Source organism: Effusibacillus lacus (genome assembly GCF_002335525.1).
Classification (GTDB): Bacteria; Bacillota; Bacilli; order Tumebacillales; family Effusibacillaceae; genus Effusibacillus; species Effusibacillus lacus.
Genome location: NZ_BDUF01000101.1, coordinates 31,504 through 52,252, shown reverse-complemented (window position 1 = coordinate 52,252; position 20,749 = coordinate 31,504). Strand labels below are relative to the sequence as shown.

At 48.7% G+C, this 20,749-nt stretch carries 23 protein-coding genes; 20 read left to right on the top strand and 3 right to left on the bottom strand.

Annotated elements, in window-relative coordinates; genetic code table 11:
* Positions 1 to 3 precede the first annotated feature (3 nt).
* The 3 genes from pxpA to EFBL_RS17185 all read left to right on the top strand — a co-directional run bounded on the left by pxpA (position 4) and on the right by EFBL_RS17185 (position 2,868).
* The gene (gene pxpA, locus EFBL_RS17195) at positions 4 to 768 is read left to right on the top strand and encodes a 5-oxoprolinase subunit PpxA (RefSeq protein WP_096183454.1); all 765 of its coding nucleotides are present in this window, start codon (positions 4 to 6) and stop codon (positions 766 to 768) included.
* Positions 769 to 849: 81 nt separating this feature from the next.
* The gene (locus tag EFBL_RS17190) at positions 850 to 2,010 is read left to right on the top strand and encodes an NRAMP family divalent metal transporter (protein ID WP_096183474.1); all 1,161 of its coding nucleotides are present in this window, start codon (positions 850 to 852) and stop codon (positions 2,008 to 2,010) included.
* 69 nt (positions 2,011 to 2,079) lie between these two features.
* Positions 2,080 to 2,868 carry a putative hydro-lyase gene (locus tag EFBL_RS17185; RefSeq protein WP_096183452.1) on the top strand — a complete coding sequence of 263 codons (789 nt, stop codon included), beginning with the start codon at positions 2,080 to 2,082 and terminating at the stop codon, positions 2,866 to 2,868.
* A 70-nt stretch (positions 2,869 to 2,938) separates the two neighbouring features.
* Here the strand turns inward: EFBL_RS17185 and EFBL_RS17180 are convergent, their stop codons facing one another.
* Positions 2,939 to 3,874, bottom strand: coding sequence for a Na/Pi cotransporter family protein (locus EFBL_RS17180; protein ID WP_096183450.1), 936 nt, complete (start codon positions 3,872 to 3,874; stop codon positions 2,939 to 2,941).
* A 99-nt stretch (positions 3,875 to 3,973) separates the two neighbouring features.
* On the opposite strand from EFBL_RS17180, the gene EFBL_RS17175 reads away from it, so the two are divergent.
* The 4 genes from EFBL_RS17175 (at position 3,974) to EFBL_RS17150 (ending at position 9,712) form a co-directional block, all read left to right on the top strand.
* Positions 3,974 to 5,278, top strand: coding sequence for a class I SAM-dependent rRNA methyltransferase (locus EFBL_RS17175; protein ID WP_096183448.1), 1,305 nt, complete (start codon positions 3,974 to 3,976; stop codon positions 5,276 to 5,278).
* 201 nt (positions 5,279 to 5,479) lie between these two features.
* A complete protein-coding gene (locus EFBL_RS17170; protein WP_096183446.1) occupies positions 5,480 to 6,229 on the top strand; it encodes a sigma factor in 750 nt (249 codons plus the stop codon).
* Entirely contained in the window at positions 6,222 to 7,526 is a 1,305-nt protein-coding gene (locus tag EFBL_RS17165) for an anti-sigma factor domain-containing protein (RefSeq protein ID WP_096183444.1), read from the top strand. The genes EFBL_RS17170 and EFBL_RS17165 overlap by 8 nt, the downstream gene beginning before the upstream one ends.
* 911 nt (positions 7,527 to 8,437) lie before the next feature.
* Positions 8,438 to 9,712: a copper amine oxidase N-terminal domain-containing protein gene (locus EFBL_RS17150; RefSeq protein WP_172899737.1), complete on the top strand. Its 1,275-nt coding sequence runs from the start codon at positions 8,438 to 8,440 to the stop codon at positions 9,710 to 9,712.
* 68 nt (positions 9,713 to 9,780) lie between these two features.
* Here the strand turns inward: EFBL_RS17150 and EFBL_RS17145 are convergent, their stop codons facing one another.
* Positions 9,781 to 10,122: a DUF192 domain-containing protein gene (locus EFBL_RS17145; protein ID WP_207907615.1), complete on the bottom strand. Its 342-nt coding sequence runs from the start codon at positions 10,120 to 10,122 to the stop codon at positions 9,781 to 9,783.
* A 159-nt stretch (positions 10,123 to 10,281) separates the two neighbouring features.
* Here EFBL_RS17145 and EFBL_RS17140 point away from each other — a divergent pair, with 159 nt between their 5' ends.
* The 9 genes from EFBL_RS17140 (at position 10,282) to EFBL_RS17100 (ending at position 17,473) form a co-directional block, all read left to right on the top strand.
* On the top strand, positions 10,282 to 10,461 hold the full coding sequence (locus EFBL_RS17140; RefSeq protein ID WP_096183434.1) for a Flp family type IVb pilin: 180 nt from the start codon (positions 10,282 to 10,284) through the stop codon (positions 10,459 to 10,461).
* 84 nt (positions 10,462 to 10,545) lie between these two features.
* Positions 10,546 to 11,052, top strand: a complete 507-nt coding sequence (locus tag EFBL_RS17135; protein ID WP_096183432.1) for an A24 family peptidase — start codon at positions 10,546 to 10,548, stop codon at positions 11,050 to 11,052.
* Positions 11,052 to 11,432, top strand: a complete 381-nt coding sequence (locus tag EFBL_RS17130; protein WP_096183430.1) for a TadE/TadG family type IV pilus assembly protein — start codon at positions 11,052 to 11,054, stop codon at positions 11,430 to 11,432. Before EFBL_RS17135 ends, EFBL_RS17130 begins: the two co-directional genes overlap by 1 nt.
* Positions 11,433 to 11,434: 2 nt before the next feature.
* On the top strand, positions 11,435 to 12,367 hold the full coding sequence (locus EFBL_RS17125) for a TadE/TadG family type IV pilus assembly protein (RefSeq protein WP_096183428.1): 933 nt from the start codon (positions 11,435 to 11,437) through the stop codon (positions 12,365 to 12,367).
* 10 nt (positions 12,368 to 12,377) lie between these two features.
* Positions 12,378 to 12,977, top strand: coding sequence for a Flp pilus assembly protein CpaB (cpaB, locus tag EFBL_RS17120; protein ID WP_096183426.1), 600 nt, complete (start codon positions 12,378 to 12,380; stop codon positions 12,975 to 12,977).
* Positions 12,974 to 14,161, top strand: a complete 1,188-nt coding sequence (locus EFBL_RS17115) for a CpaE/TadZ family protein (protein ID WP_096183424.1) — start codon at positions 12,974 to 12,976, stop codon at positions 14,159 to 14,161. Before cpaB ends, EFBL_RS17115 begins: the two co-directional genes overlap by 4 nt.
* A gap of 13 nt (positions 14,162 to 14,174) precedes the next feature.
* Positions 14,175 to 15,539: a TadA family conjugal transfer-associated ATPase gene (locus tag EFBL_RS17110; protein WP_231705856.1), complete on the top strand. Its 1,365-nt coding sequence runs from the start codon at positions 14,175 to 14,177 to the stop codon at positions 15,537 to 15,539.
* Positions 15,540 to 15,541: 2 nt separating this feature from the next.
* Positions 15,542 to 16,525 carry a type II secretion system F family protein gene (locus EFBL_RS17105; RefSeq protein WP_096183420.1) on the top strand — a complete coding sequence of 328 codons (984 nt, stop codon included), beginning with the start codon at positions 15,542 to 15,544 and terminating at the stop codon, positions 16,523 to 16,525.
* Positions 16,526 to 16,528: 3 nt separating this feature from the next.
* Positions 16,529 to 17,473, top strand: coding sequence for a type II secretion system F family protein (locus EFBL_RS17100; RefSeq protein ID WP_096183418.1), 945 nt, complete (start codon positions 16,529 to 16,531; stop codon positions 17,471 to 17,473).
* A gap of 38 nt (positions 17,474 to 17,511) precedes the next feature.
* Here EFBL_RS17100 and EFBL_RS17095 read toward each other — a convergent pair whose 3' ends face one another.
* Positions 17,512 to 17,883: an ATPase gene (locus EFBL_RS17095; protein WP_096183416.1), complete on the bottom strand. Its 372-nt coding sequence runs from the start codon at positions 17,881 to 17,883 to the stop codon at positions 17,512 to 17,514.
* 201 nt (positions 17,884 to 18,084) lie between these two features.
* Between EFBL_RS17095 and rpsU the strand changes: the two genes are divergently transcribed.
* The 4 genes from rpsU to EFBL_RS21500 all read left to right on the top strand — a co-directional run.
* Positions 18,085 to 18,261, top strand: coding sequence for a 30S ribosomal protein S21 (rpsU, locus tag EFBL_RS17090; RefSeq protein ID WP_096183414.1), 177 nt, complete (start codon positions 18,085 to 18,087; stop codon positions 18,259 to 18,261).
* 15 nt (positions 18,262 to 18,276) lie between these two features.
* Positions 18,277 to 18,720, top strand: coding sequence for a GatB/YqeY domain-containing protein (locus EFBL_RS17085; protein ID WP_096183412.1), 444 nt, complete (start codon positions 18,277 to 18,279; stop codon positions 18,718 to 18,720).
* Between the two features lie 124 nt (positions 18,721 to 18,844).
* On the top strand, positions 18,845 to 20,179 hold the full coding sequence (locus EFBL_RS17080) for an NfeD family protein (RefSeq protein WP_096183410.1): 1,335 nt from the start codon (positions 18,845 to 18,847) through the stop codon (positions 20,177 to 20,179).
* 18 nt (positions 20,180 to 20,197) lie between these two features.
* Positions 20,198 to 20,749, top strand: a 552-nt coding sequence (locus tag EFBL_RS21500) for a flotillin-like FloA family protein (protein WP_231705855.1), incomplete at its 3' end; no start/stop codon positions are given.

The window sequence follows — 20,749 nt, the reverse complement described above, 5'->3', positions numbered from 1 at the left end:
CGAATGTACCGGGTGGATTTGAACTGTGACATGGGGGAAAGTTTTGGTGCCTATAAGATGGGTACTGACGAGGAAATCCTCAGTTTTGTGACTTCAGCGAATATCGCATGCGGGTTTCATGCGGGGGATCCGGCAACGATGCGAAAGACTGTCAAGCATGCCCTTGAAAAAGGGGTCGGTATCGGAGCGCACCCCGGACTGCCCGATCTGGCCGGGTTTGGGCGTAGGAACATGGACATCTCGCCGCAGGAAGCATATGACATGGTGGTCTATCAAATCGGTTCTCTCTACGGATTTGTAAAGGCGGAAGGCGCTTCCATGCAGCACGTAAAGCCGCATGGCGCCTTGTATAACATGGCCGCAAAAAGCCCGGAATTATCGAAGGCAATCGCGGAAGCGGTTTACAAAGTGGATCCGGAATTGATCCTCTTCGGACTTTCCGGCAGCGAGCTTGTCAAAGCGGGAGAGGCAATCGGACTCCGAACCGCAAACGAAGTATTTGCCGACAGAACTTATCAGCAAGACGGTACGCTTACTTCGCGCCGGCAACCGGACGCACTCCTCACCGATCATGACAAAGCGGTGCAACAGGTTGTCCGCATGGTGAAGGAAGGGAAAGTTCTTTCTCAGCAAGGGGTCGATGTTGCGATCAAAGCGGATACGGTCTGCATCCACGGCGACGGCCCGTACGCGCTGGTGTTTGCCCGTCAGATCCGGGAACTCCTTGAAATTCAAGGCGTGACTGTTCAGGCGGTTAGATACAAATAAAAGTAAGTTTAGAGTTTGAGAGGAGGATTATGATTGGAAAAGAGATTCAACTGGAGCCTTCTGCTGGGGGCCGCATTTCTGATGGCGACCTCGGCTATCGGTCCGGGCTTCTTGACTCAGACTGCCACGTTCACGGCACAGTTTGCTGCAAGTTTTGGCTTTGTCATTCTTGCCTCCATTATTCTCGATATCGGTGCCCAAATGAACATTTGGCGGATTATTGCGGTATCGGAGAGACGTGCACAAGACATTGCCAACATGGTGATTCCGGGACTGGGTTATCTTCTGGCCTTATTGATCGTCATGGGGGGTCTCGCGTTTAACATCGGAAACGTGGCGGGAGCCGGGCTTGGATTTAATGTCCTGTTTGGCATCAGCGCAGAGACCGGTGCGATTCTGAGTGCAATTATTGCAATCGGGATCTTCTTGGTTAGAGAAGCCGGAAAAGTGATGGACCGTTTTGCTCAGATTCTGGGGTTTGTCATGATCGGACTGACCTTATACGTCGCATTTACTTCTGCCCCTCCGGTGGGAGAAGCAGTGGCCAGATCCTTTGTGCCTGAGGTGCCGGAAGACAAAATGAAAGCGTTCTTCATGGCAATCGTTACACTGGTGGGAGGGACGGTCGGAGGATACATCACGTTTGCCGGCGGCCACCGTTTGCTGGATGCAGGGGTGAAAGGGATCGACAATCTTCCTCAGGTAACAAGAAGTTCAGTCTCCGGTATTTTGATAACAGCCGTGATGCGTATCGTACTGTTCCTGGCTGCCCTTGGTGTTGTAGCTGCCGGGCTGAAGCTGGACATGTCGAATCCTCCGGCTTCCGTATTCAAACTTGCTGCTGGTGACATTGGGTATAAGGTGTTTGGAATTGTGATGTGGGCGGCAGCGATCACCTCTGTGGTCGGTGCGGCATATACATCTGTATCGTTCATCAGAACCTTCAGCCAAACGATTGAAAAATACCACAAGTGGGTAATTGTAGGATTTATTGTAGTGTCTACCATTGTGTTCGTTACCATCGGTCGTCCTGTGAAAACTCTCATTTTGGTCGGGGCGTTAAATGGTCTGATTCTGCCGCTTTCGCTCGGCATTATGTTAGTTGCAGCATATAAGAGCAAGATTGTCGGCAATTACAAGCATCCGGTCTGGTTAACGATTTTTGGCGTTCTGGTAGTAGCCGTCATGGCCTATTTGAGTGGTGTTACGCTGACCACAGAAATACCAAAGTTATTTAAGTAAAGTTTCTTTTATGGTTCAGGGAGCCCCGACGATTTGGGGTTCCTGCCTGCAAAAGAGGGGGAGAGGGAAATGAGCGTTGCAAACATGACACCTGCTGAAGTTCGTGCTTTGATCCGCCGAAACGAATTGGTCCGGCCCACTTCCGGAATGGCAAACGGTTATACCCAGGCGAACATGGCGATTTTGAAAAAAGATCTAGCGTTTGAGTTTCTCCTGTTCTGTCAGCGCAACCCGAAGCCTTGTCCGGTGCTCGATGTAACCGAACCGGGTTCTCCTGTGCCGCGCTTGGTGGCTCCCGGAGCCGATTTGCGTACCGATCTGCCGAAGTATCGAATTTACAGACACGGAGAACTTGTGGAGGAAGTGACGGATATTGTTCAGTATTGGGAAGACGATATGGTGGCGTTTCTGCTCGGGTGCAGTTTTACATTCGAGCAAGCGTTGATGAACAACGGGATCCCGGTTCGGCACATTGAAGAGGAGTGCAATGTGGCAATGTACAAGACGAACATTCCCTGTGTAAAAGCGGGGCGGTTTGAAGGTCCGATGGTGGTCAGCATGCGTCCGATTCCTGAAAAAGATGTGGTCCGCGCCGTTCAGGTAACGTCCCGTTTCCCGGCGGTTCATGGAGCTCCGGTCCATATCGGCAACCCCGAATCGATAGGAATTCAAGATCTTCATAAACCTGACTTCGGCGACCCTGTCACAATTAAAGAAGGTGAAGTTCCTGTCTTTTGGGCATGCGGGGTAACTCCCCAAGCTGTAGCGATGCAAGTAAAACCCGAGCTGATGATTACTCACGCCCCGGGACATATGTTTATCACTGACTTGCGGGATGAGCAATTCGGCGTGTTATAAGAAAGAATATCATGGCTGTCCCAAAATCATCCTGGGTTCAATCGCGTCCAACTCGGCAGCCATGCTTGCTTTACCTACCCCTCCGCCCCGGCACCATCCACTCAATCAAGGACGCGAAAGCCCTCGTGAATGGCCAGACAGCCAGAGACGAGAAGATGTTGAACAAGGTATGAGCCGTTGCAACTTGAATCGGCAGGGACGGACTGAATACTTTCACGATTTTCGCGAATGTATCAAGGATGGGCAAGAAAGCCAAAACGCCCGCTACGTTAAGAACAACATGTGCAACCGCAACCCGTTTCGCGGGTAACGGGCTTCCGATGGAAGCCAGAACTGCAGTAATACAAGTTCCAATATTATTCCCAAGTATGATGGAGATGGCGCCCGGGAGAGCGATAAGCCCCTGGGAGGCCATTGCTATTGTCAATGCGGTAGTAGCGGTTGAGCTTTGTACGAGGGCTGTAAGGACAGTCCCTGCCAACACGCCGTAAATCGGATTCCGGGAAGCGGTCTGGAGGATCTCCCGGAACCACTCGGTTTCTCCCAGAGGAGCCAATGCGGCAATCATCAGATTCAAAGCAAACAAGGTTCCGCCAAACCCGAATGTGGCAAGGCCTATATATCTTTTCTTCTCTTTCAAAACAAACCACAAGATGACCCCGATGACGACGCAAGGCACAATCAAATCGTCCGGATTCCAGGCGATGATTTGTGTGGTCATTGTCGTTCCGATATTCGAACCCAGAATGATTCCGAGTGAATCGGCAAACGTCATCGCCCCGGCAGAAACAAATCCTATCGTAATCACAGTAACAGCCGCCGAACTGTGCAGCAAAGCAGAAACAACGGCTCCGGTAACAAGCCCCCGCGTTGGAGTCTTCACAAACCGCTTCAGGATTTCCGGCAGACGTTCCATGGCCATCCGTTCCAGCCCATAACGCAGAATCCAGATCCCGCATAGAAAGCCCGCCAATCCGACCAGAAGCATCACAAGAGAACTATACATAACAATCCTCCGTAGGGTAGACTAAGTTTTATGGCAATCTTGTACATACCTATGCACGCATGTCCGAAAGAAGACATGCATTCGGAGGATAGAATCGGCATGGCAAAAGTGTTTTTGAAACGAAATCGAAAAAAGCGGCTCAAGCAGGGACATCCCTGGGTGTTTCAAAGTGAAATTGAGCGTGTGGAGGGAGACGCCCGGCCGGGAGACATTGTGGAGATCGTGAACCACTCGGGTCACTTTTTGGCAAAAGGATCATTCAACCCGAATTCCCAGATTGCAGTTCGGGTATGGACTTACAACCCGCAAGAAGAGATCGACAAATTGTTCTTTGAGAAACGTGTAAGGGAGGCGTGGGAGTACCGCAGACGTCTGCTTGAGGATACGAACGCCTGCCGTCTGATTTATGGAGAAGCGGATTTCCTGCCGGGAGTGGTGGTGGACAAGTTTGCGGATGTGCTTGTTATCCAAATCCTCTCCCTCGGCATGGAAGTCAGGCGGGAACAGCTGATACAGGCATTGGTCAAGGTAATGGAGCCTAAGGGAATCTATGAGCGCAGCGATGTCCCCGTGAGGGAATTGGAAGGATTGGAGCAGCGGACAGGACCGGTCTGGGGAGAAACGCCGGGGGAAGTGGAGATTGTGGAAAACGGCCTTCGCTATGTCGTGGATATTGTCGAGGGGCAGAAGACCGGATTTTTCTTTGATCAGAGGGAGAATCGGGCTGCCATTGCGCCGCTGATGACCGGCTGGGGGGCAGGGCACGGAATCGCTTTGCAGCCGACGGAAGAAGTGGATGAACAGGGCAAAATCGTCTTCAGGCCTGTTGACCGCAGGGGCAAGATCATCAAGAATCCGTTCTGGGACGGTGCAGATGTACTGGAATGCTTCTCTCATACGGGGTCTTTTGCCCTTAACGCCTGCAAACACGGAGCCAGGAAAGTGACTTGTCTGGACATCTCCGAACTTGCCATTGAAACGGCCAAACGCAATGTAACAATGAATGGGTTTCTGCATAGGGTGCAATTTGTGGTGGCAAACGCGTTTGATTACCTGAGGGAGCAGGTGCGGCTTGGCAGCCAATGGGACGTGGTGATTCTGGATCCCCCCGCCTTCGCCAAGACAAAAGGCGCGGTGGAAGGGGCATGCAGAGGCTACAAAGACATTAACCTCAACGGTATGAAGTTGGTCCGCGACGGCGGGTTCCTGGTAACGGCCAGTTGCTCTTATCACATGAAACCGGAATTGTTCCGGGAAGTCATTCAGGACGCCGCCATGGATGCGAAGAAAATCCTGAGGCTTGTCCATTGGAGCGGAGCGGGCAAGGATCACCCGGAAATTCTGGGGGTGGAAGAAGGTCATTACTTGAAGTTTGCGATCTTTGAGGTGCGGAGTCGGGCTTGATTTAAGCAAATATTTTACTATTCCGTCCGGAGTCGAAAACCGGTAGGAATTTTCGTTTGTGTGGGTGGAGCCTTGGAACTATTGTATTAACCACAGATACATGAACTTGTCGTTTTTTGACGTAATAGAGTAGGGTACGGACAGTTACATCTCGGTTCATACGTATTATACGTTCATAGCTGATAGGTGGAGGTGTACCGGATGCTGGAGGAGCCGTTTCTTGGGGACTTGCTCAGGAAAGCTAGGCAAGGCGATGAATACAGTCGCCAAGAACTCATTCAAAAAAGTAAAGACTTTATTGAAAAAGCCACTTCCAATATTTGTAAGAGAAAGGTTACTTGGAACGAGGATGAAATGAGTGTGGGCCTTATCGCGTTTAATGAGGCAATTGACCGGTACGAAAAATCGCTGAATGGCAACTTTTATTCCTATTCCAAAATGATTATCCAATCACGGCTGATTGATTATTTCCGCCAAGAGGGTCGTCGACAGGTTGCTGTCAGTTTGGATGACGTGTCTCAAGATGAGGGAGGCCTAGAATATGAGATGAATCCTGCCGAAATCAAACTAGCGTGGGAGAACTACAATGAACAGCAACTCATCCGGGAGAGAATGGAAGAAATACAGATATATTGTGAACGGTTGGAAGCATTCGGGATTCGGCTTGAAGAGCTGGAAGAGTCTTCTCCCGGTCGCGTGGATGCCAGGGCGAGCCTGGTTCAAATCGCTCATGATTTTATCAAATACCCTCATTTGGTGGAATATTTTACAAATACCAAGCAATTGCCTCTTAAACAAATGCTCTCCTTTGTACAGGTCAGTCGTAAAACGGTGGAACGAGGAAGGAAGTATTTAGTGGCTCTTATTGTAATTTTGCTCTCGGATGATCTTCCTCATTTGAAAGCCTCGATTCTATTCCCTGATTTGGAAAGAAGGGTTCATAATGCGTGAAACTAAGGGACTGGTCATGAAAATTACCGATCGATATATGGTAGTCATGTGTGATGACGGGAAATTTCGTAATCTTCCTCTACCGGCACAGATTCCCGGTGTTGGCGAACGAATCACGGTTTCTTTGCGCCAGAAAAAAAGTTTTTCACTATATTGGTTTTCTGTGGTAGCCGCTGTGTTTCTTCTCGTTTTAGGCTCAACTTTGTGGGGAAAGGTTCAGCCACAATATTCTCGCGTGGTGGCGATCGATATCAATCCGAGTCTCGAATTGTTTTTGGATTCGGAAAATCGCGTTGTACGGTTCGTACCTCTGAATAAAGATGCAGAGACGTTGCTTAACGGTCTGCATTTGGAAAAAAAGGTGTTGAATGAAGCGATCCCGGACATCCTGAAAAATTCAATGGAACTTGGGTATATCAAGAATGAAAAAGAAAATTTGATTATGGTTTCCGTTACACAACTACAGAATGGAGGAACCGCAGTCGATTCCAAGTCTCTTGAGATTCTAATCTTAGAAACCTTGCAATCTCATATAAGTGGGTTTTTGAAAGTGAATCTAGTTGACCGACACTTATATTACAAAGCCAAAGAACAAGGAGTTTCTGTCAATAAATTCATTCTTGCCCAAGAAGCGCAACAACAAGGAGTTAATTTAGACTTCGGCAATAACGCTGACGGTTCCGAGTCGACCGCAAGAGTTTTGCAAAAAGCGGGGCTTGCCATAGACAAGTTTTTTGTTCCCTTTGGATTCCAAACAGAGCTTCCGGCCACGCAGGGAAGTGACGAGGAAAAAAGGCAGAACAACGATCGGTCAAACGATCAAAAAAATAAGTCAGACCACGGAACATATAAAGAGAATCGTTTTGACCAGGAAAACAAAAGTACTGACTCAACTTTTTCAGGCAACTCTCAAAAATATCCCGAGTACAATCGAAGTTTGCAAACCCAAACAAATGAAACGCCTGTTCAAAATTCGAATACTAGCTCATACCCGATTTCGAACGGAACCTCAACATCCGGTTCAGGGAATTCTGAAAGCGGGACATCAACGCCGCCCGAATCTGGCAGCCAAATTCCGGTGAACCAGGCTCCCGGTGATCCAACATCCACAACAACTCAATCCGGTACAAACACAACAACTCAATCCGGTACAAACACAACAACTCAATCCGGTACAAACACAACAACTCAATCCGGTACAAACACAACTCCAACCACAAACAGTCCGTCAAGTACTACACCGACAAATACGGTTCCCTCAAATTCGTACCCCAATACATCGGGCAGCGGATGGTAAGGGAAAGTGGCCGACAATCAAGTCGGCTTTTTTTGTTGGAGAGACCCCCTGTTTTTACATAAAGCCATCGTATTAAAAATTAATTCAAGATTTAATTTTGAAGAGAGGTAAAATTCGATGATAGGAAAAATAAAGGGATGGATTCAGCCGCAATTTCGATTTCATAATGTGGAAAGACTTGAATTCGCAAAAGTTCCTGAATCCTTGACAATTGGTGTTTTGACTGTGGACACGGCAAGCAAAAAATTTTATACGACTTGGTGCAAAACACTGTACATATCAGCCGACAGACTTTCGGTGCTTTATCATAAGGGTTTGTCAGTCAGGATTGGCGATCTGGTTGGTTTGAATTTTCAAATTCGCTTGGACGGCCGATATTTGGATATTGTGACGAAAGGTCGTATTTGGCGAATGGAATCTTGGGAAAACGGATGCCCGGGTAAAGTTTACAGTTTAAAGTTTCAGGAATTAAAAGAAACCGACCGAATGAATCTGATTCAATATGTATCAGCATACGAGTTCAGGAGAAGAAAGTTGGCGTTATATGGTTGTGAGGGAAGCTGAACAAGAAGAGGCGATTGTGAGTGCAGTGGTTGTACAAAGAAAATTTTCATTGACAATCGTGGATATCGATAAGTTTAAACTGTTTAATGATCTACAAAGTTCCGTCAAGAAAACGGGCCATGTCATCCTGGATGTTCTTCTTGCACTGCATCCTTTATCCCGGAAGTCATCCACACCGCAGATAAATCTCTGTATGAGGCCCCAAAAACACGGAATCGAGTGTCGACCAGTTTTTGATCAAATCCAAAAAATGATGAAATTTGTCGAACGACCCCCACTTCTGTCGAAGCACATTCGTATTAACAATTGCAAGAAGATTAAACTATTAAAATGGAGGTTGGTATCCAATGAAACAAAAAATTACCATGTTGTCTCTTGCGTCTTTGTTAGCTCTTACCCCGGCAGGTGCAAGTCTTGCCAATACGGAATCCGGGGCTGGTACAAGCACCAGTGCAGGCACAAGCACCAGTGCAGGCACAAGCACCAGTGCAGGCACAAGCACCAGTGCAGGCACAAGCACTAGTGCAGGCACAAGCACTAGTGCAGGCACAAGCACTAGTGCAGGCACAAGCACCAGTGCAGGTACAAGTACTTCTGTTGGAACTGGTGCCGATGCAAGAATAGGTTCGTCTACAACAGAATCTGTAACAGGTATCGATTTTGCCGGATCCAGTTTGGAAGTTGGGGGTGAAAGTTTTACTTCTAACTTCAGCAACATATCCTTCAGTTCGAACCTGGAGGAAGTGATAGCTCTGTCCCAGGACGTAAAGGAATTTCTTGACAAGATAGATATGGAAACGTACAAACAATATCTTGAGGAACAGCAACAAGAAAATGAATTATTCAAAATTGAACAAAACATGGATTATCAATCCAGGATTGCCGAAGTTGAAAAGGAACTTGCGGAAAATCCCGAAAACGGTACGCTTTATGTTGAACTTGCATTAACATATTTCGCAAGTGGTGATCGGGAAAAAGCCAACGAAGTTAAGGATCAATTGGTTGAGAAAGCTCCGGAAAGCCATTTGGCCTTGATGTTACAGGCGGAACTGGCAAGCGCTGAAGGGAATTTCGATCAGGCGTTGCCGTATTTGGAAGAAGCGGTGCAAAAGAATCCGACAAATGCGGTTGCCTTACGTAAACTTGGCGAGGCACTGGCCGAAACCGGCAAGCAGAATGAAGCGATTGAACATCTTATCATTGCAGCGGCATTGAATCCGGACGACAAAAAAGTGTTTGAAGAATTGAACCGAGTGTTTGCAGATGGAAACATTTCAGATATTAAGACGTTTGTGAACGGTGTTATACCTCAGTTTGACGTGAAACCTTTTATCGAAGACGGAAGAACACTCGTTCCAATCCGTGCTATTTCTGAAGCGCTTGGCGCTGACGTGCATTGGAACGAAGAAGAGCAGCAAGTTTTGATTCAACGCGGAAATAGCACCATTGAGTTGACAATTAACAGTAATATTGCAATTGTGAACGGTAAAGAGATTGCCATCGATGTTCCTGCCAAAATCGTAGATGGACGTACGGTTCTCCCGTTGCGTTTCGTAAGCGAGGCTCTTGGTGCCGATGTGGATTGGAAGGGTGAAAGTCAACTAATTATCATTTCAGAATAATTATATATAAAGGAATAGCTGGGGGATAAGCGATTTCATAGAATTACGAAACTTGGGGGAGTAGGTATCTATAGAAGAACCAGTTTATCCCCTGGCTCTATTCCATACCGCTCAATGGTTCCGGCAGGCAGTTCCAGAACTGAATAGGCGGAACGGACTGGAGAAAGGACAGACCATGGCTGAACATGCTTAGCCAATTTTACAATTCGGTTCATTTGGTCTAAGAAAATTACATCAATTGAAAACTTCATAAAAAACATATGGATCGAATTGCATGGAACCAGCCAAAGAGCTTGGTTTTCCGGAAGTTCTTTGCGAAACATTAACCCGAGAAAACGGCTGACAAATCTGTCAGCTTTTTCAAGGCGTATAGGTATATGGATCTGATATCCGTCTTTATCTACCACCATGGTCATAGCCCTTCCATAGAATTTCAGTAATTTACAGGATGAAAGTCACTTGATGATTATTTAAATGGTAAACTATAATCGCCTCACAAACAACCTAGTGCACAAAATTTTGACAATCGGTTGTTTGCAATTTGAACCTTCAACAGGAGGTAAATGCTCATGCTTCAGCAAATGAAGAATCTCGTTGGAGAAGAAAAAGGACAAGCAATGACAGAATACGTGCTTATTCTTGGTTTGATTGCAGTTGTCGTGATTGCGGCACTGACTCTCTTGGGTGATCAGATCAAGGAAAAGTTCAACGAGATTGTCACAAAGCTCGGTGGCACGCCGACACAATAATGGGAACACAAACCGCTGGGCCTCGCTTTTCTGTCGGATGCAGAGAAGTGGGGCTGTCTTTATCGAATCTAAGGAGCGAACGCTATGGAAGATTACGTTCTAGGGGCGGGACTGTTGATATCTCTCGTTACCGATTTGCGAAGCCGTAAGATTTTAAACGTGGTTACACTGCCGGTCATTGGGATTGCAGTTGTCTATCATACGGTTGTGAGCGGATGGGATGGATTGGTATTTAGCGTCAGCGGATTGCTGTTTGGATTTGGTCTCTTATTTATCCCTTACCTGCTAGGCGGCATGGGGGCGGGAGATGTAAAATTGCTGGCTGCCATTGGATCACTGAAAGGTGCAGCATTTGTGTTTAGTTCTTTTTTATATACCTGTTTAATCGGAGGAGTCATTTCGTTGATCATCCTGGCCGTAAGAAAACAGTTAGGAAAATCAATGCATCGCATAGGACATGCACTTGTCTGTATGAGAGGCAGCGCTGAATCATTCAATGTTTTGGAAAAAAGTGAGTTGCACCATGCATTTCCATATGGAGTGGCTATTGTATTGGGGTCATTGTCTGCGTATCTGTGGGGTGGTTTCTGATGAAATCCCAGAAAGGACAGTCAACGGTTGAGATGGCGATAAGTTTGACCGTTCTGGTCTTGTTGCTGTTTGGGATTATTGACTTTGGAAGAATTTTTCACGCTTATTTGGCATTGGATCACGCTGGTCGGGAAGCCGCGAGGACAGCCAGCATCGGCGGAGATGACATACAAATAAAGGAGGTTGCTGTACGTGCAGCGTCAAGCTTGGATACTGCCAAACTCGGCATTAGCATTATGCCGGACCAACCAAGCAGAAAGCGAGGCACATACGTCACCATTTTGCTTACGTATTCGGTTGACATTGTAACACCACTAATGGCACAGTTCATACCGAATCCGTATTCATTGCAAAATCAAACTGTCATGCGGGTGGAATAGAGATGAACAAGATCGGGTGGAAACTGAACCAACTCATACGCAATGAAAAAGGGGCAGTCCTCGTTCTCGTTGCTGCCGGAATGACAGTTTTTTTGGGTTTGACGGCATTAGTGATCGATGGCGGAGGTTTGTATCTGGAAAGAGCAAGGTTGCAAAAAGCGATGGATGCGGCGGTTTTGGCCGGGGCGCAAGAGCTTCCGAACCGTCCGGAAATGGCGAAACAAGAAGCCGAACGCGCGGCTGCCGCAAACGGGGTGGAAGCTTCGGAGTTGATGATTACGTTCAACGCTTCAAATACAACCATTCAGGCAACCGTGGTTCGAAGCAAACAACTTAAATTTGTCCATGCGTTGGGGATTTCCGATCCGCCGGTGAGAGCGACGGCAAAGGTCGAACTGCGGCCGCTGACATCGGTGGCTGGCGTGATTCCGCTCGGGGTCGATGCTTCCAGACAATTGGCTTACGGAGACGCAGTGATCTTAAAGGTCGGGGAACCAAAGTACGGGAATTTCGTGGCGTTGCAAATGCCCGGTCCCGGGGCCAGTGATTATCGGGAAGATCTCAAGAACGGATATCAGGAAACGATTTCGATCGGAGATATTCTGGATACCAAGCACGGGAATATGGTGGGGCCTACCAAACAGGCTATTGAAGATCGAATGGCAAGGTGTCCTTACCATGGAAGCGCCAGTTGTTATGATTATCCGAAAGACTGTCCTTTGGTAGTGCTGGTTCCGGTTTATAAACCGATCGGCGACGGAACCCGGGTGGATCAGGTTCAGGTGGTCGGGTTCGCCTCCTTTTTTATAGAGAGGATAGGATCAACGAACGAAGGTGTGGAAATCATCGGACGATTCATTCAGACCGCATATTCGGGTTCCAGTTCACCATCTCAAGGAGACTACGGGGCCTACGGATATAAATTGATTGAGTGAGGGAGTCATCATGAAAACCAAAACAATCTGGGTGTGGGCAGTCGTCTTTGGGGCAGTCGCGACAGGAACAATGTACCTGTTTCTTTTCAATCCGGGCAAACAACCGGCTTCCCAGACCAAGATCCAGACAAACTCAGAGAAAAAAGATACTGAAGAGGCTTCCAAATCCAAGCAATCGAATAACCAACCTGCTCCGAATATCAAAGACGGAGGAGTGGTCAAACTGTCCCTTGCCCCGGGAAAACGGGCAATATCCATTGCGGTGAACGAAGTGCAGGGCGTCTCCGGCTTTATCACTCCGGGGGCGTATGTTGATGTGGTGGTCATGGTGCCGACTCCGGAAGGGGAGAACGCATCAGCACAAATTCTGCTTCAAAATGTAAGGGTACTCGCTGTTGGACAGCTCAATACAACGCCGGAAAACAGTACGAAAGTGTCCGTTTATCGGACGGTGACTCTTGAAGTATTGCCGATTGAAGGATCTGCGTTAGCGTTTGCCGCGCAAAAGGGTGCAGTTTCCCTGATGCTGCGCGCACCGGGAGATTCATCCGCAACAGCGAACGCCCATATCACGCTTGATCAGTTGAACAAAGGAGTGATCTCGCGATGACACTCCGCTGGATGGGTTTCGTCGAAAATGTCGGCTCTGTAACAACGGTGCATTCTGCGGTCAGCCGTGCGGGACACTCGGTTCAATGGTTTACAGAGTTGAACGACATGCTAAAAGAATTGTCCAGTGCCCAGGGAGCCGTTGTCTTTCTCAAGACATCCCTCGCCTATGACGTCTATGAACTATGTCGTGAAATGTCTTTGACGTATCCGTATGTGGCGATTATCCTGCTGGTACCGGCCGAAGAACTGGATCTGAAGAAAGCGATGCATACGGGGGCGGTTGACGCAATCGCGCTGCCACCCCAGGAACAGGAAGTTATCCAGGCTGTGCGTGAAGCGGAAAACTCCGTCCGGTTAAAAATGGCCCGTATACTAACCAATACCTCACGGGTACAAAAAGAGGACGGCCGGGTACTGACCGTCTGCGGTACCAAAGGCGGTGTGGGAAAAACAACGATCACTGTCAATTTGGCTGTCGCTTTTTCTAAGTCGAATCTGAAAGTTGCCGTACTGGACTTGGATCTGCAGTTTGGGGATGTTGCGATTTTGTTTGACTCTCAGCCAAAACGAACCATATATGAGTGGATCAAAGAAGAATATGAATATTCGCGGAGGAACCTTGACCGTTATATGATTCACCATTCTTCCGGAGTGGATATTCTACCGGCACCGCTTCGCCCGGAGTTTGCGGACGTGGTGACAGGGGAGCATGTCAGAATCGTGATCGCGAAATTGCGGCGCGAATATGATCTGGTGTTGGTCGATACCCCGCCCTTTCTTGTTGAGACAGGATTGGTGGCTTTGGATAATTCTGCGGACATTCTGCTCATTACATCGGTTGATTTGCCGACATTAAAAAACAGCAAGTTGTGCATTGAAACTTTAGAAGCACTGGGGATGAAAGACAAGATTAAAGTGGTTCTTAACCGTGACACCAAAGTTGAGGGGATCACCCAGGAGATGATCGAAAACGTATTGGGCATGCCGATTTACTCTCGGATTCCGAGTGAGGGAAAAGTCGTGGTCGCTTCGGTGAACAAAGGAATCCCGTTTGTTCTTTCGCATTCCCGATCGGCTGTTGCCAAGAGCGTTTTTTCCTTTGCTGCCAAGCTTCGAGCCAATCAAGGTCTGGTGAAAAAAACATCCCAAAAATCGATGTTAAGCCGAGTTTTCAGCAGATAGGGAGGTGGTTTCCTTGTCACTCTTAAAGCGTTTAACCGAGCAGGAAGTGACGTTTGTACCCGTTCCGCAGGGGAAAAGGACTGCATCCGGAAATGGACCTGTTGTGGCAACCCGGGAGTTGCCGAAAGAACCCGATATAAAGGGCCGCCTCCATAAATACTTGGTGGAAGAATTGAAAAAGCATCCAAATCTGGACGATAAGGCCTTGGAACAACTGATTCCAAAACTGGCGGCACCGTTTTTTGAGGGAGAAGGGGAACGTCTTACATTTGAAGCAAAGAATCAGATCCTGACCACCGTTATCAACGAATTGATCGGTTATGGTCCGATTACCCCTTTTTTGGCCGATCCCGATGTTTCGGAAGTAATGGTGAATGGTCCCTACCAAATCTATGTTGAGAAAAAAGGCCATCTGATTAAAACGGACGCCTTTTTCCGCGATGATGAACATGTTCTGCAGGTGATTGAGAAAATCGTGACGCCTTTGGGACGCCGCGTTGACGAAAGCATGCCGATGGTGGACGCCCGCTTGCCGGACGGGTCACGCGTGAACGCGATTATCCCGCCGCTTGCATTAAACGGACCGACCGTTACAATCCGGAAATTCTCGAAGAAACCCCTGCAAATCGACGATTTGGTCCGCTTTGGAACATTAAGCGAAGAAATGGGAAAATTCCTGGACGGTTGTGTAAAGGCTCGCCTAAACATGTTTATCAGCGGAGGTACCGGTTCCGGAAAAACAACTACACTGAACGTATTGTCCTCATTCATTCCAAACGATGAGCGCATTATTACGATCGAAGACGCAGCCGAACTGCAGTTGTCACAGGAGCACGTCGTGTCGCTTGAAACACGCCCGCCCAACATCGAGGGAAAAGGGGCCATTACCATCCGAGATCTCGTTCGGAACTCGTTGCGGATGCGGCCTGAACGGATTGTCATCGGTGAGGTGCGAAGCGCTGAAGCGCTGGACATGCTGCAGGCAATGAACACCGGTCATGACGGATCGCTGGCCACAGGGCATGCCAACTCCCCGCGGGACATGTTGTCCCGATTGGAGACGATGGTGTTAATGGCGGGGATGGATTTGCCCGTGCGGGCGATCCGTGAACAGATCTCGAGCGCGATTGATCTGATTATCCAACAATCCCGATTAAAGGACGGGAGCCGCAAGATCACGCACATCACTGAAGTGTTGGGGATGGAAGGAGATACAATTGTTCTTCAGGATCTATTTGTCTTTAAACAAACGGGGATGACTCCTGACGGCAAGATCCAGGGTCAGTTTGTTTCCACCGGTATCCGTCCGCATTGTGCCGAAAAACTGGAAATTGCGGGAATTGCACTGCCATCCGAATGGTTCCGTGAGGAGTGGTAACCATGAACGACGGAATCCTGCAACTGGCGGGATTTGCTTTTCTTTTTTTTACACTGTTGTTTGGATTGGTAATCAATCTCGCTTCACGGCGTAAAACAAAACTGGAAACTCGTCTTGAGAAATTCCTTCCCCATACCCAACCGCAGGAAGTAGAGCCGGAAACCGTTGAGGCGAAAGAAAAAGGGTCCGGCCTCTTACGGCGGCTCATATCCGCAATCGGCAACCAGTTTGCGGGCAGGTCTTTTGTACGCCGCTGGGAATCACGATTGGAACAGGCGGCACTGCCTCTCAAACCAGAAGAGTTCTTCGCTCTTCGATTGATTTTAATGGGAGCCGCACTGCTCACTTTGTTTCTCCTGGGATTTAGTGGGGCTGCACTGGTTCCGGTCGCGTTACTCGGGTATTGGCTGCCGCGTTTCTATCTACAGCGGAGTAAAGAGAAACGGCTTTCGCGTTGCGCCGCCCAATTGGCTTCCGCTCTGGGAACCATGGCGACTGCGATGCGTGCCGGATTCAGTTTTATTCAGGCGATGCAGCTGGTCGGACGGGAAGTCCCCGACCCTTTGGGCCCCGAATTTGACCGGACGATTCGTGAAATCAGCTTCGGGGTTCCAATTGAAGAGGCTTTTTACCGGCTGTTGGGGCGTTTGCCGGATGCCGACCTTGATTTGTTGGTAACCGCCTTGCTGGTCCAACGTTCCACCGGCGGAAACTTGGCAGAAATTCTTGAGTTAATGCAGGAAACGATCCAAGAGCGGGTGCGGATTAAAGAGGAGTTGAACACACTTACCGCGCAAGGCCGTTTGTCGGCGTGGATTATTTCGCTTTTGCCCGTATTGTTGGGAGTTTTCCTCAATTTCATGAATCCGGAGTATTTCTCTCCCATGTTGCATCATCCTTTGGGTTGGCTGCTGCTTGCAATGGGTACCGTATCGGGGTTTATCGGGTGGATGACGATCCGTAAGATCATCCAAATCGAGGTGTAACAAATGGAAAAGTTGTTGCTGATATTCACAAGTTTCCTGTTCTTTACGTTTGTAACGGCGGGCGCGCTGGCAACGGTTTTTGGAAGCCGAATTCAGATCGAACGACGTATCCAACATCTTATTACGGATGAGAGTGAGGAAAGATTGACCGAAGATTTGATCCTGCAAGAGGTTGACAACGAAAAGTCCGGATTGAGTTTGTGGGATCGGGTAGGAAAACCCCTCTGGCAGAAGTTCCGGAACTTCACGGTCGGAAAAATGTCCTCCCATACGGCAAGAACCCTGGAAAAAAAGCTGCGTGACGCGGGGTATCCGTTCCAACTGACACCTGCCGATTTTAAATTGCTGCAACTGATGTTGGGAGCAGGTTTCTTCCTTCTCATACTGCTCTTATTCCTCCCGTTATCCAAGGATATTGGACGAATCTTCATATTTGCAGTCGTTGGCGGAACATTTGGCATGATGTATCCGAACTATTATCTGAATGCAAAACGGAAGCAAAGGACGGTCGCCATTCAAAAAGCAATGTCCGATTTTTTCGATATGGTCAATGTATCGATAGAAGCGGGAATGGGTCTGGACGCGGCGATCGCGAAGGTCTGCAAACGGATGGAAGGCCCCTTGTCCGTCGAGTTTCTGCGGACTTTGGATGAGATGAAACTGGGGAAGTCAAGGAAAGAGGCATTTTCCGACCTTCGGGACCGGGTGCCGTCTGAACCGTTTCAAAGTGTAATGAGCGCATTGATCCAAGCGGATCACCTGGGTATCGGGATGGCGAAAGTGCTGCGGGCACAAACCCGCCGGATCCGGGAACAACGGCGGCATGCCGCGAAGGAACAAGCCTTGAAAGCACCGGTTAAGATGATGATTCCGATGGTTTTGTTTATGTTCCCGACATTGTTTGTTGTTTTGCTGGGACCGATTGTGGTTCAGCTTGTGACAAAGTGACTGTAAACCCGAAAGCCCTCGATCGCTTCGAGGGCTTCTCAGATCCATGCGTTTACATTCACTTTCCGGATGAATTCCTCCGGTTTAACATGTTCGTTCTTGGCGGGTTCTTCTTCCGGTTTCTTGCCCACCAGTTCTTCAAACAGTTGTTTATTTCCGGTTGCCAGTGCATAATCGATCAATGCCTGACGTTCCACTTCTTCCGCCTGGCGCTTGATGATTGTCTCTTCCAGTTCAATGTCGGCGGCGGGTACGTAGTAATGCCTGTCTTTTGCCGGCACCCGGATTATATAATCAAATGCGCTGTCGGAACTGCGCTCGCGCCCAATGATATATCCATACTCACCGATGGGCAGGTTTTGTTCGAAGGAATCATTTACAATAACGATCTTCTTCCCAAGTTGCAGCAATGGAACCACCTCCTGTGCCCTGATTTGAGGTATATCTATTTTACCATCATTGCAGGACTTGGGATATACCCAATTTGCACGGGGCAGGTAAGTTGACTGGCTTCATCGAATCCAGTATAATTTGGCGTGATAAACTTTCTTGACGTTCATCATGCTGTTTTCCGGCATGTTTGTTTGGCAAGTTGGAGGGAGGGAAATCAAGTGTCAGAAGTTCGGGTTCGCAAGAATGAATCGTTGGACAGTGCGCTTCGTCGTTTCAAGCGTGCTACAGCCAAGGACGGTATCCTTGCTGAGGTCAAGAAGCGCAAGCACTACGAGAAACCTAGTGTTGCTCGGAAGAAAAAGTCCGAGGCTGCTCGCAAAAAGAAGAAATACTAAGGAGGCAGTTGTCTCGTGGGCTTGGCCGAACGTTTGGAAGCTGATATGAAACAGGCGATGAAAGACAGGGACAAGATCCGTCTGTCCACCATCCGCATGATTCGTACAGCCATCAAGAATGCCGAAATTGATCAAAGAAAGACTATGACGGATGACGACATCCTCGCTGTCTTGAACCGTGAATTGAAGCAACGGCGCGATTCCCTCCAAGCATTTAAAGATGCCGGCCGTTCCGATCTGGTTGATCAAGTTGAGCAGGAAATTAAGGTTTTGCAGGATTACCTGCCAGCCCAATTGGATGAAAACGAGCTTCGCGAGATTGTGCTGGCTACGATTGCCGAAGTGGGCGCTTCATCCAAGAAGGATATGGGCAAGGTCATGGGGGCTCTGATGCCGAAGGTGCAGGGCCGTGCCGATGGCAAACTTGTGAATCAACTGGTGCAGGCGCACCTGTCATAATGAAAAGGAAGCCATGTGCAATCGCACATGGCTTTTGTAATGATACTCCGTGAAACTTTTTCCCCCATGGCACGTAGATACAATTGCGGAATCGGCAGATTACCCAGGAAAGGAGGAAGATCCTATGTCAAAGTTTCTTCGAGTTGCGAGTCTGCTCTGCATCTTGTCTTCAATCCTGTTGATGCCTTTCACCGCAGATGCTGGAACAAAGCCCAATCCGGAAGTGTATGCGGTGACAATTGAGAATACAATTGAAACAGGGCTTGCACAGTCTCTGGAACGGGCGTTTAAGCTGGCCCGGGAGGTTCAGCCAAAAGCCATTCTGTTGAGAATCAACACGCTTGGAGGCAGTGTAAGCGCTGCTCTTGATATTGGGCAAACCATCCGGGAGTCAGACATTCCGGTCATTGCATATGTGAAGCACAATGCAATCTCGGCTGGCGCTTACATTGCTCTGAATGCAGAACATATCGCCATGGCACCGGGCAGCACCATCGGCGCGGCGGAACCCCGTACTCTCGAAGGTAAGCAGGCTGATCCCAAGATTGTTGCGGTCTGGGCGTCCGAGATGAGATCCGTGGCGGAAGCAAACAGCCGCAACGGTGACATTGCGGCCGGTATGGTCGATGTCGACCTCGAAATCCCGGGTGTTAAGGAAAAAGGGACTCTGCTTTCCCTTACGGCGGAACAAGCTGTCAAACACAAGATCGCGGACGGTATATTTGGTTCCGAGAAGGAAATGCTGGCACATTACGGATATAATGCCTCGCTGGTTGAAGAGCACAATATGTCCTTTGCCGAAAAATTTGCCCGCTTTGTAACCCATCCGTTTGTCATTCCGATCCTGCTGATTGTGGGAATCGTCGGTCTGGTAGTGGAATTGCTGATTCCCGGTGTGACTTTGCCGGGAGTGATTGGCACAATTGCGTTTGCCCTGTTTTTCTTCGGGCATATGATTGCCGGATTTGCCGGCTGGGAGTCTTTGTTGCTGTTCCTGTTGGGGGTGGTCCTCCTGGTGATCGAGATTTTCGTTACATCCTTCGGTATACTTGGAGTGGCAGGAATTGTGGCGATCGGTGCCAGTGTGGGAGTAGCGGTTTATGATGCCAAATACGGTGTTCAATCCTTCCTAGTCGCACTTCTGTTTGCAGGTGCTGCCGCCTGGATTACCATCAAATACTTCGGTCACCGGGGAGCTTGGAACAAATTGATTCTGAAAGACCAGTTGACCAAAGAGAAAGGCTATGTGCCCGTGAAAAGCTACAATTATCTGTTGTATCAGGAAGGCGCCGCCTTGACTCCGCTCCGGCCATCAGGAATGGCATTGATTAACGGGCAACGGTTTGACGTAGTGACGGAAGGCGACTTCATTGATTCCGGGGATCCTGTTGAAGTGGTGCATGTGGAAGGAGTTCGCATCGTGGTTCGCCGCAAGTCGGAGTTTGTTGAACTAAAATAACAAGAGGTGTGAAAGCTTATGGATCAAGCGTTTATTTCACTGCTGGTGCTGGTCGGACTGGCAATCATCGTATTGGCTATCTTGTTTACGTTCATCCCGGTTGCGCTCTGGATCTCTGCATGGGCGGCAGGTGTCCGGATCTCGATATTCAACCTGATCGGGATGCGTCTGCGTCGCGTGGTGCCGGCCAGAATTGTGGAACCCTTAATCAAGGCGACCAAAGCGGGTTTGGATATCAACACCAACCAACTGGAAAGCCACTATCTGGCAGGCGGTAACGTGGACCGGGTGGTGAACGCCCTGATTGCGGCTGAACGGGCCAACATTCAACTGGGATTTGAACGTGCGGCAGCCATTGACCTGGCAGGGCGGGATGTATTGCAGGCAGTTCAGATGAGCGTTAACCCTCGGGTTATCGAGACTCCGATCGTATCGGCCGTTGCCAAAGACGGGATTGAAGTTCGCGTGCGAGCACGGGTTACTGTGCGTGCCAACATTGACCGGCTTGTGGGTGGTGCCGGAGAGGAAACGATTCTGGCGCGTGTAGGAGAAGGTGTTGTAAGTACAATT

Excerpts from the sequence above, each read along its gene's own strand:
- EFBL_RS17145 (WP_207907615.1), bottom strand. The coding sequence starts at position 10,122 with ATGGTGGTAGATAAAGACGGATATCAGATCCATATACCTATACGCCTT.
- cpaB (WP_096183426.1), top strand. The coding sequence starts at position 12,378 with ATGAAAACCAAAACAATCTGGGTGTGGGCAGTCGTCTTTGGGGCAGTC.
- EFBL_RS17105 (WP_096183420.1), top strand. The coding sequence starts at position 15,542 with ATGAACGACGGAATCCTGCAACTGGCGGGATTTGCTTTTCTTTTTTTT.
- EFBL_RS17125 (WP_096183428.1), top strand. The coding sequence starts at position 11,435 with ATGAACAAGATCGGGTGGAAACTGAACCAACTCATACGCAATGAAAAA.
- EFBL_RS17175 (WP_096183448.1), top strand. The coding sequence starts at position 3,974 with ATGGCAAAAGTGTTTTTGAAACGAAATCGAAAAAAGCGGCTCAAGCAG.
- EFBL_RS17135 (WP_096183432.1), top strand. The coding sequence starts at position 10,546 with ATGGAAGATTACGTTCTAGGGGCGGGACTGTTGATATCTCTCGTTACC.
- EFBL_RS17190 (WP_096183474.1), top strand. The coding sequence starts at position 850 with ATGGCGACCTCGGCTATCGGTCCGGGCTTCTTGACTCAGACTGCCACG.
- EFBL_RS17180 (WP_096183450.1), bottom strand. The coding sequence starts at position 3,874 with ATGTATAGTTCTCTTGTGATGCTTCTGGTCGGATTGGCGGGCTTTCTA.
- EFBL_RS17170 (WP_096183446.1), top strand. The coding sequence starts at position 5,480 with ATGCTGGAGGAGCCGTTTCTTGGGGACTTGCTCAGGAAAGCTAGGCAA.
- EFBL_RS17165 (WP_096183444.1), top strand. The coding sequence starts at position 6,222 with ATGCGTGAAACTAAGGGACTGGTCATGAAAATTACCGATCGATATATG.
- EFBL_RS17150 (WP_172899737.1), top strand. The coding sequence starts at position 8,438 with ATGAAACAAAAAATTACCATGTTGTCTCTTGCGTCTTTGTTAGCTCTT.
- EFBL_RS17100 (WP_096183418.1), top strand. The coding sequence starts at position 16,529 with ATGGAAAAGTTGTTGCTGATATTCACAAGTTTCCTGTTCTTTACGTTT.
- EFBL_RS17130 (WP_096183430.1), top strand. The coding sequence starts at position 11,052 with ATGAAATCCCAGAAAGGACAGTCAACGGTTGAGATGGCGATAAGTTTG.
- EFBL_RS17185 (WP_096183452.1), top strand. The coding sequence starts at position 2,080 with ATGAGCGTTGCAAACATGACACCTGCTGAAGTTCGTGCTTTGATCCGC.
- EFBL_RS17140 (WP_096183434.1), top strand. The coding sequence starts at position 10,282 with ATGCTTCAGCAAATGAAGAATCTCGTTGGAGAAGAAAAAGGACAAGCA.
- EFBL_RS17115 (WP_096183424.1), top strand. The coding sequence starts at position 12,974 with ATGACACTCCGCTGGATGGGTTTCGTCGAAAATGTCGGCTCTGTAACA.
- EFBL_RS17080 (WP_096183410.1), top strand. The coding sequence starts at position 18,845 with ATGTCAAAGTTTCTTCGAGTTGCGAGTCTGCTCTGCATCTTGTCTTCA.
- pxpA (WP_096183454.1), top strand. The coding sequence starts at position 4 with ATGTACCGGGTGGATTTGAACTGTGACATGGGGGAAAGTTTTGGTGCC.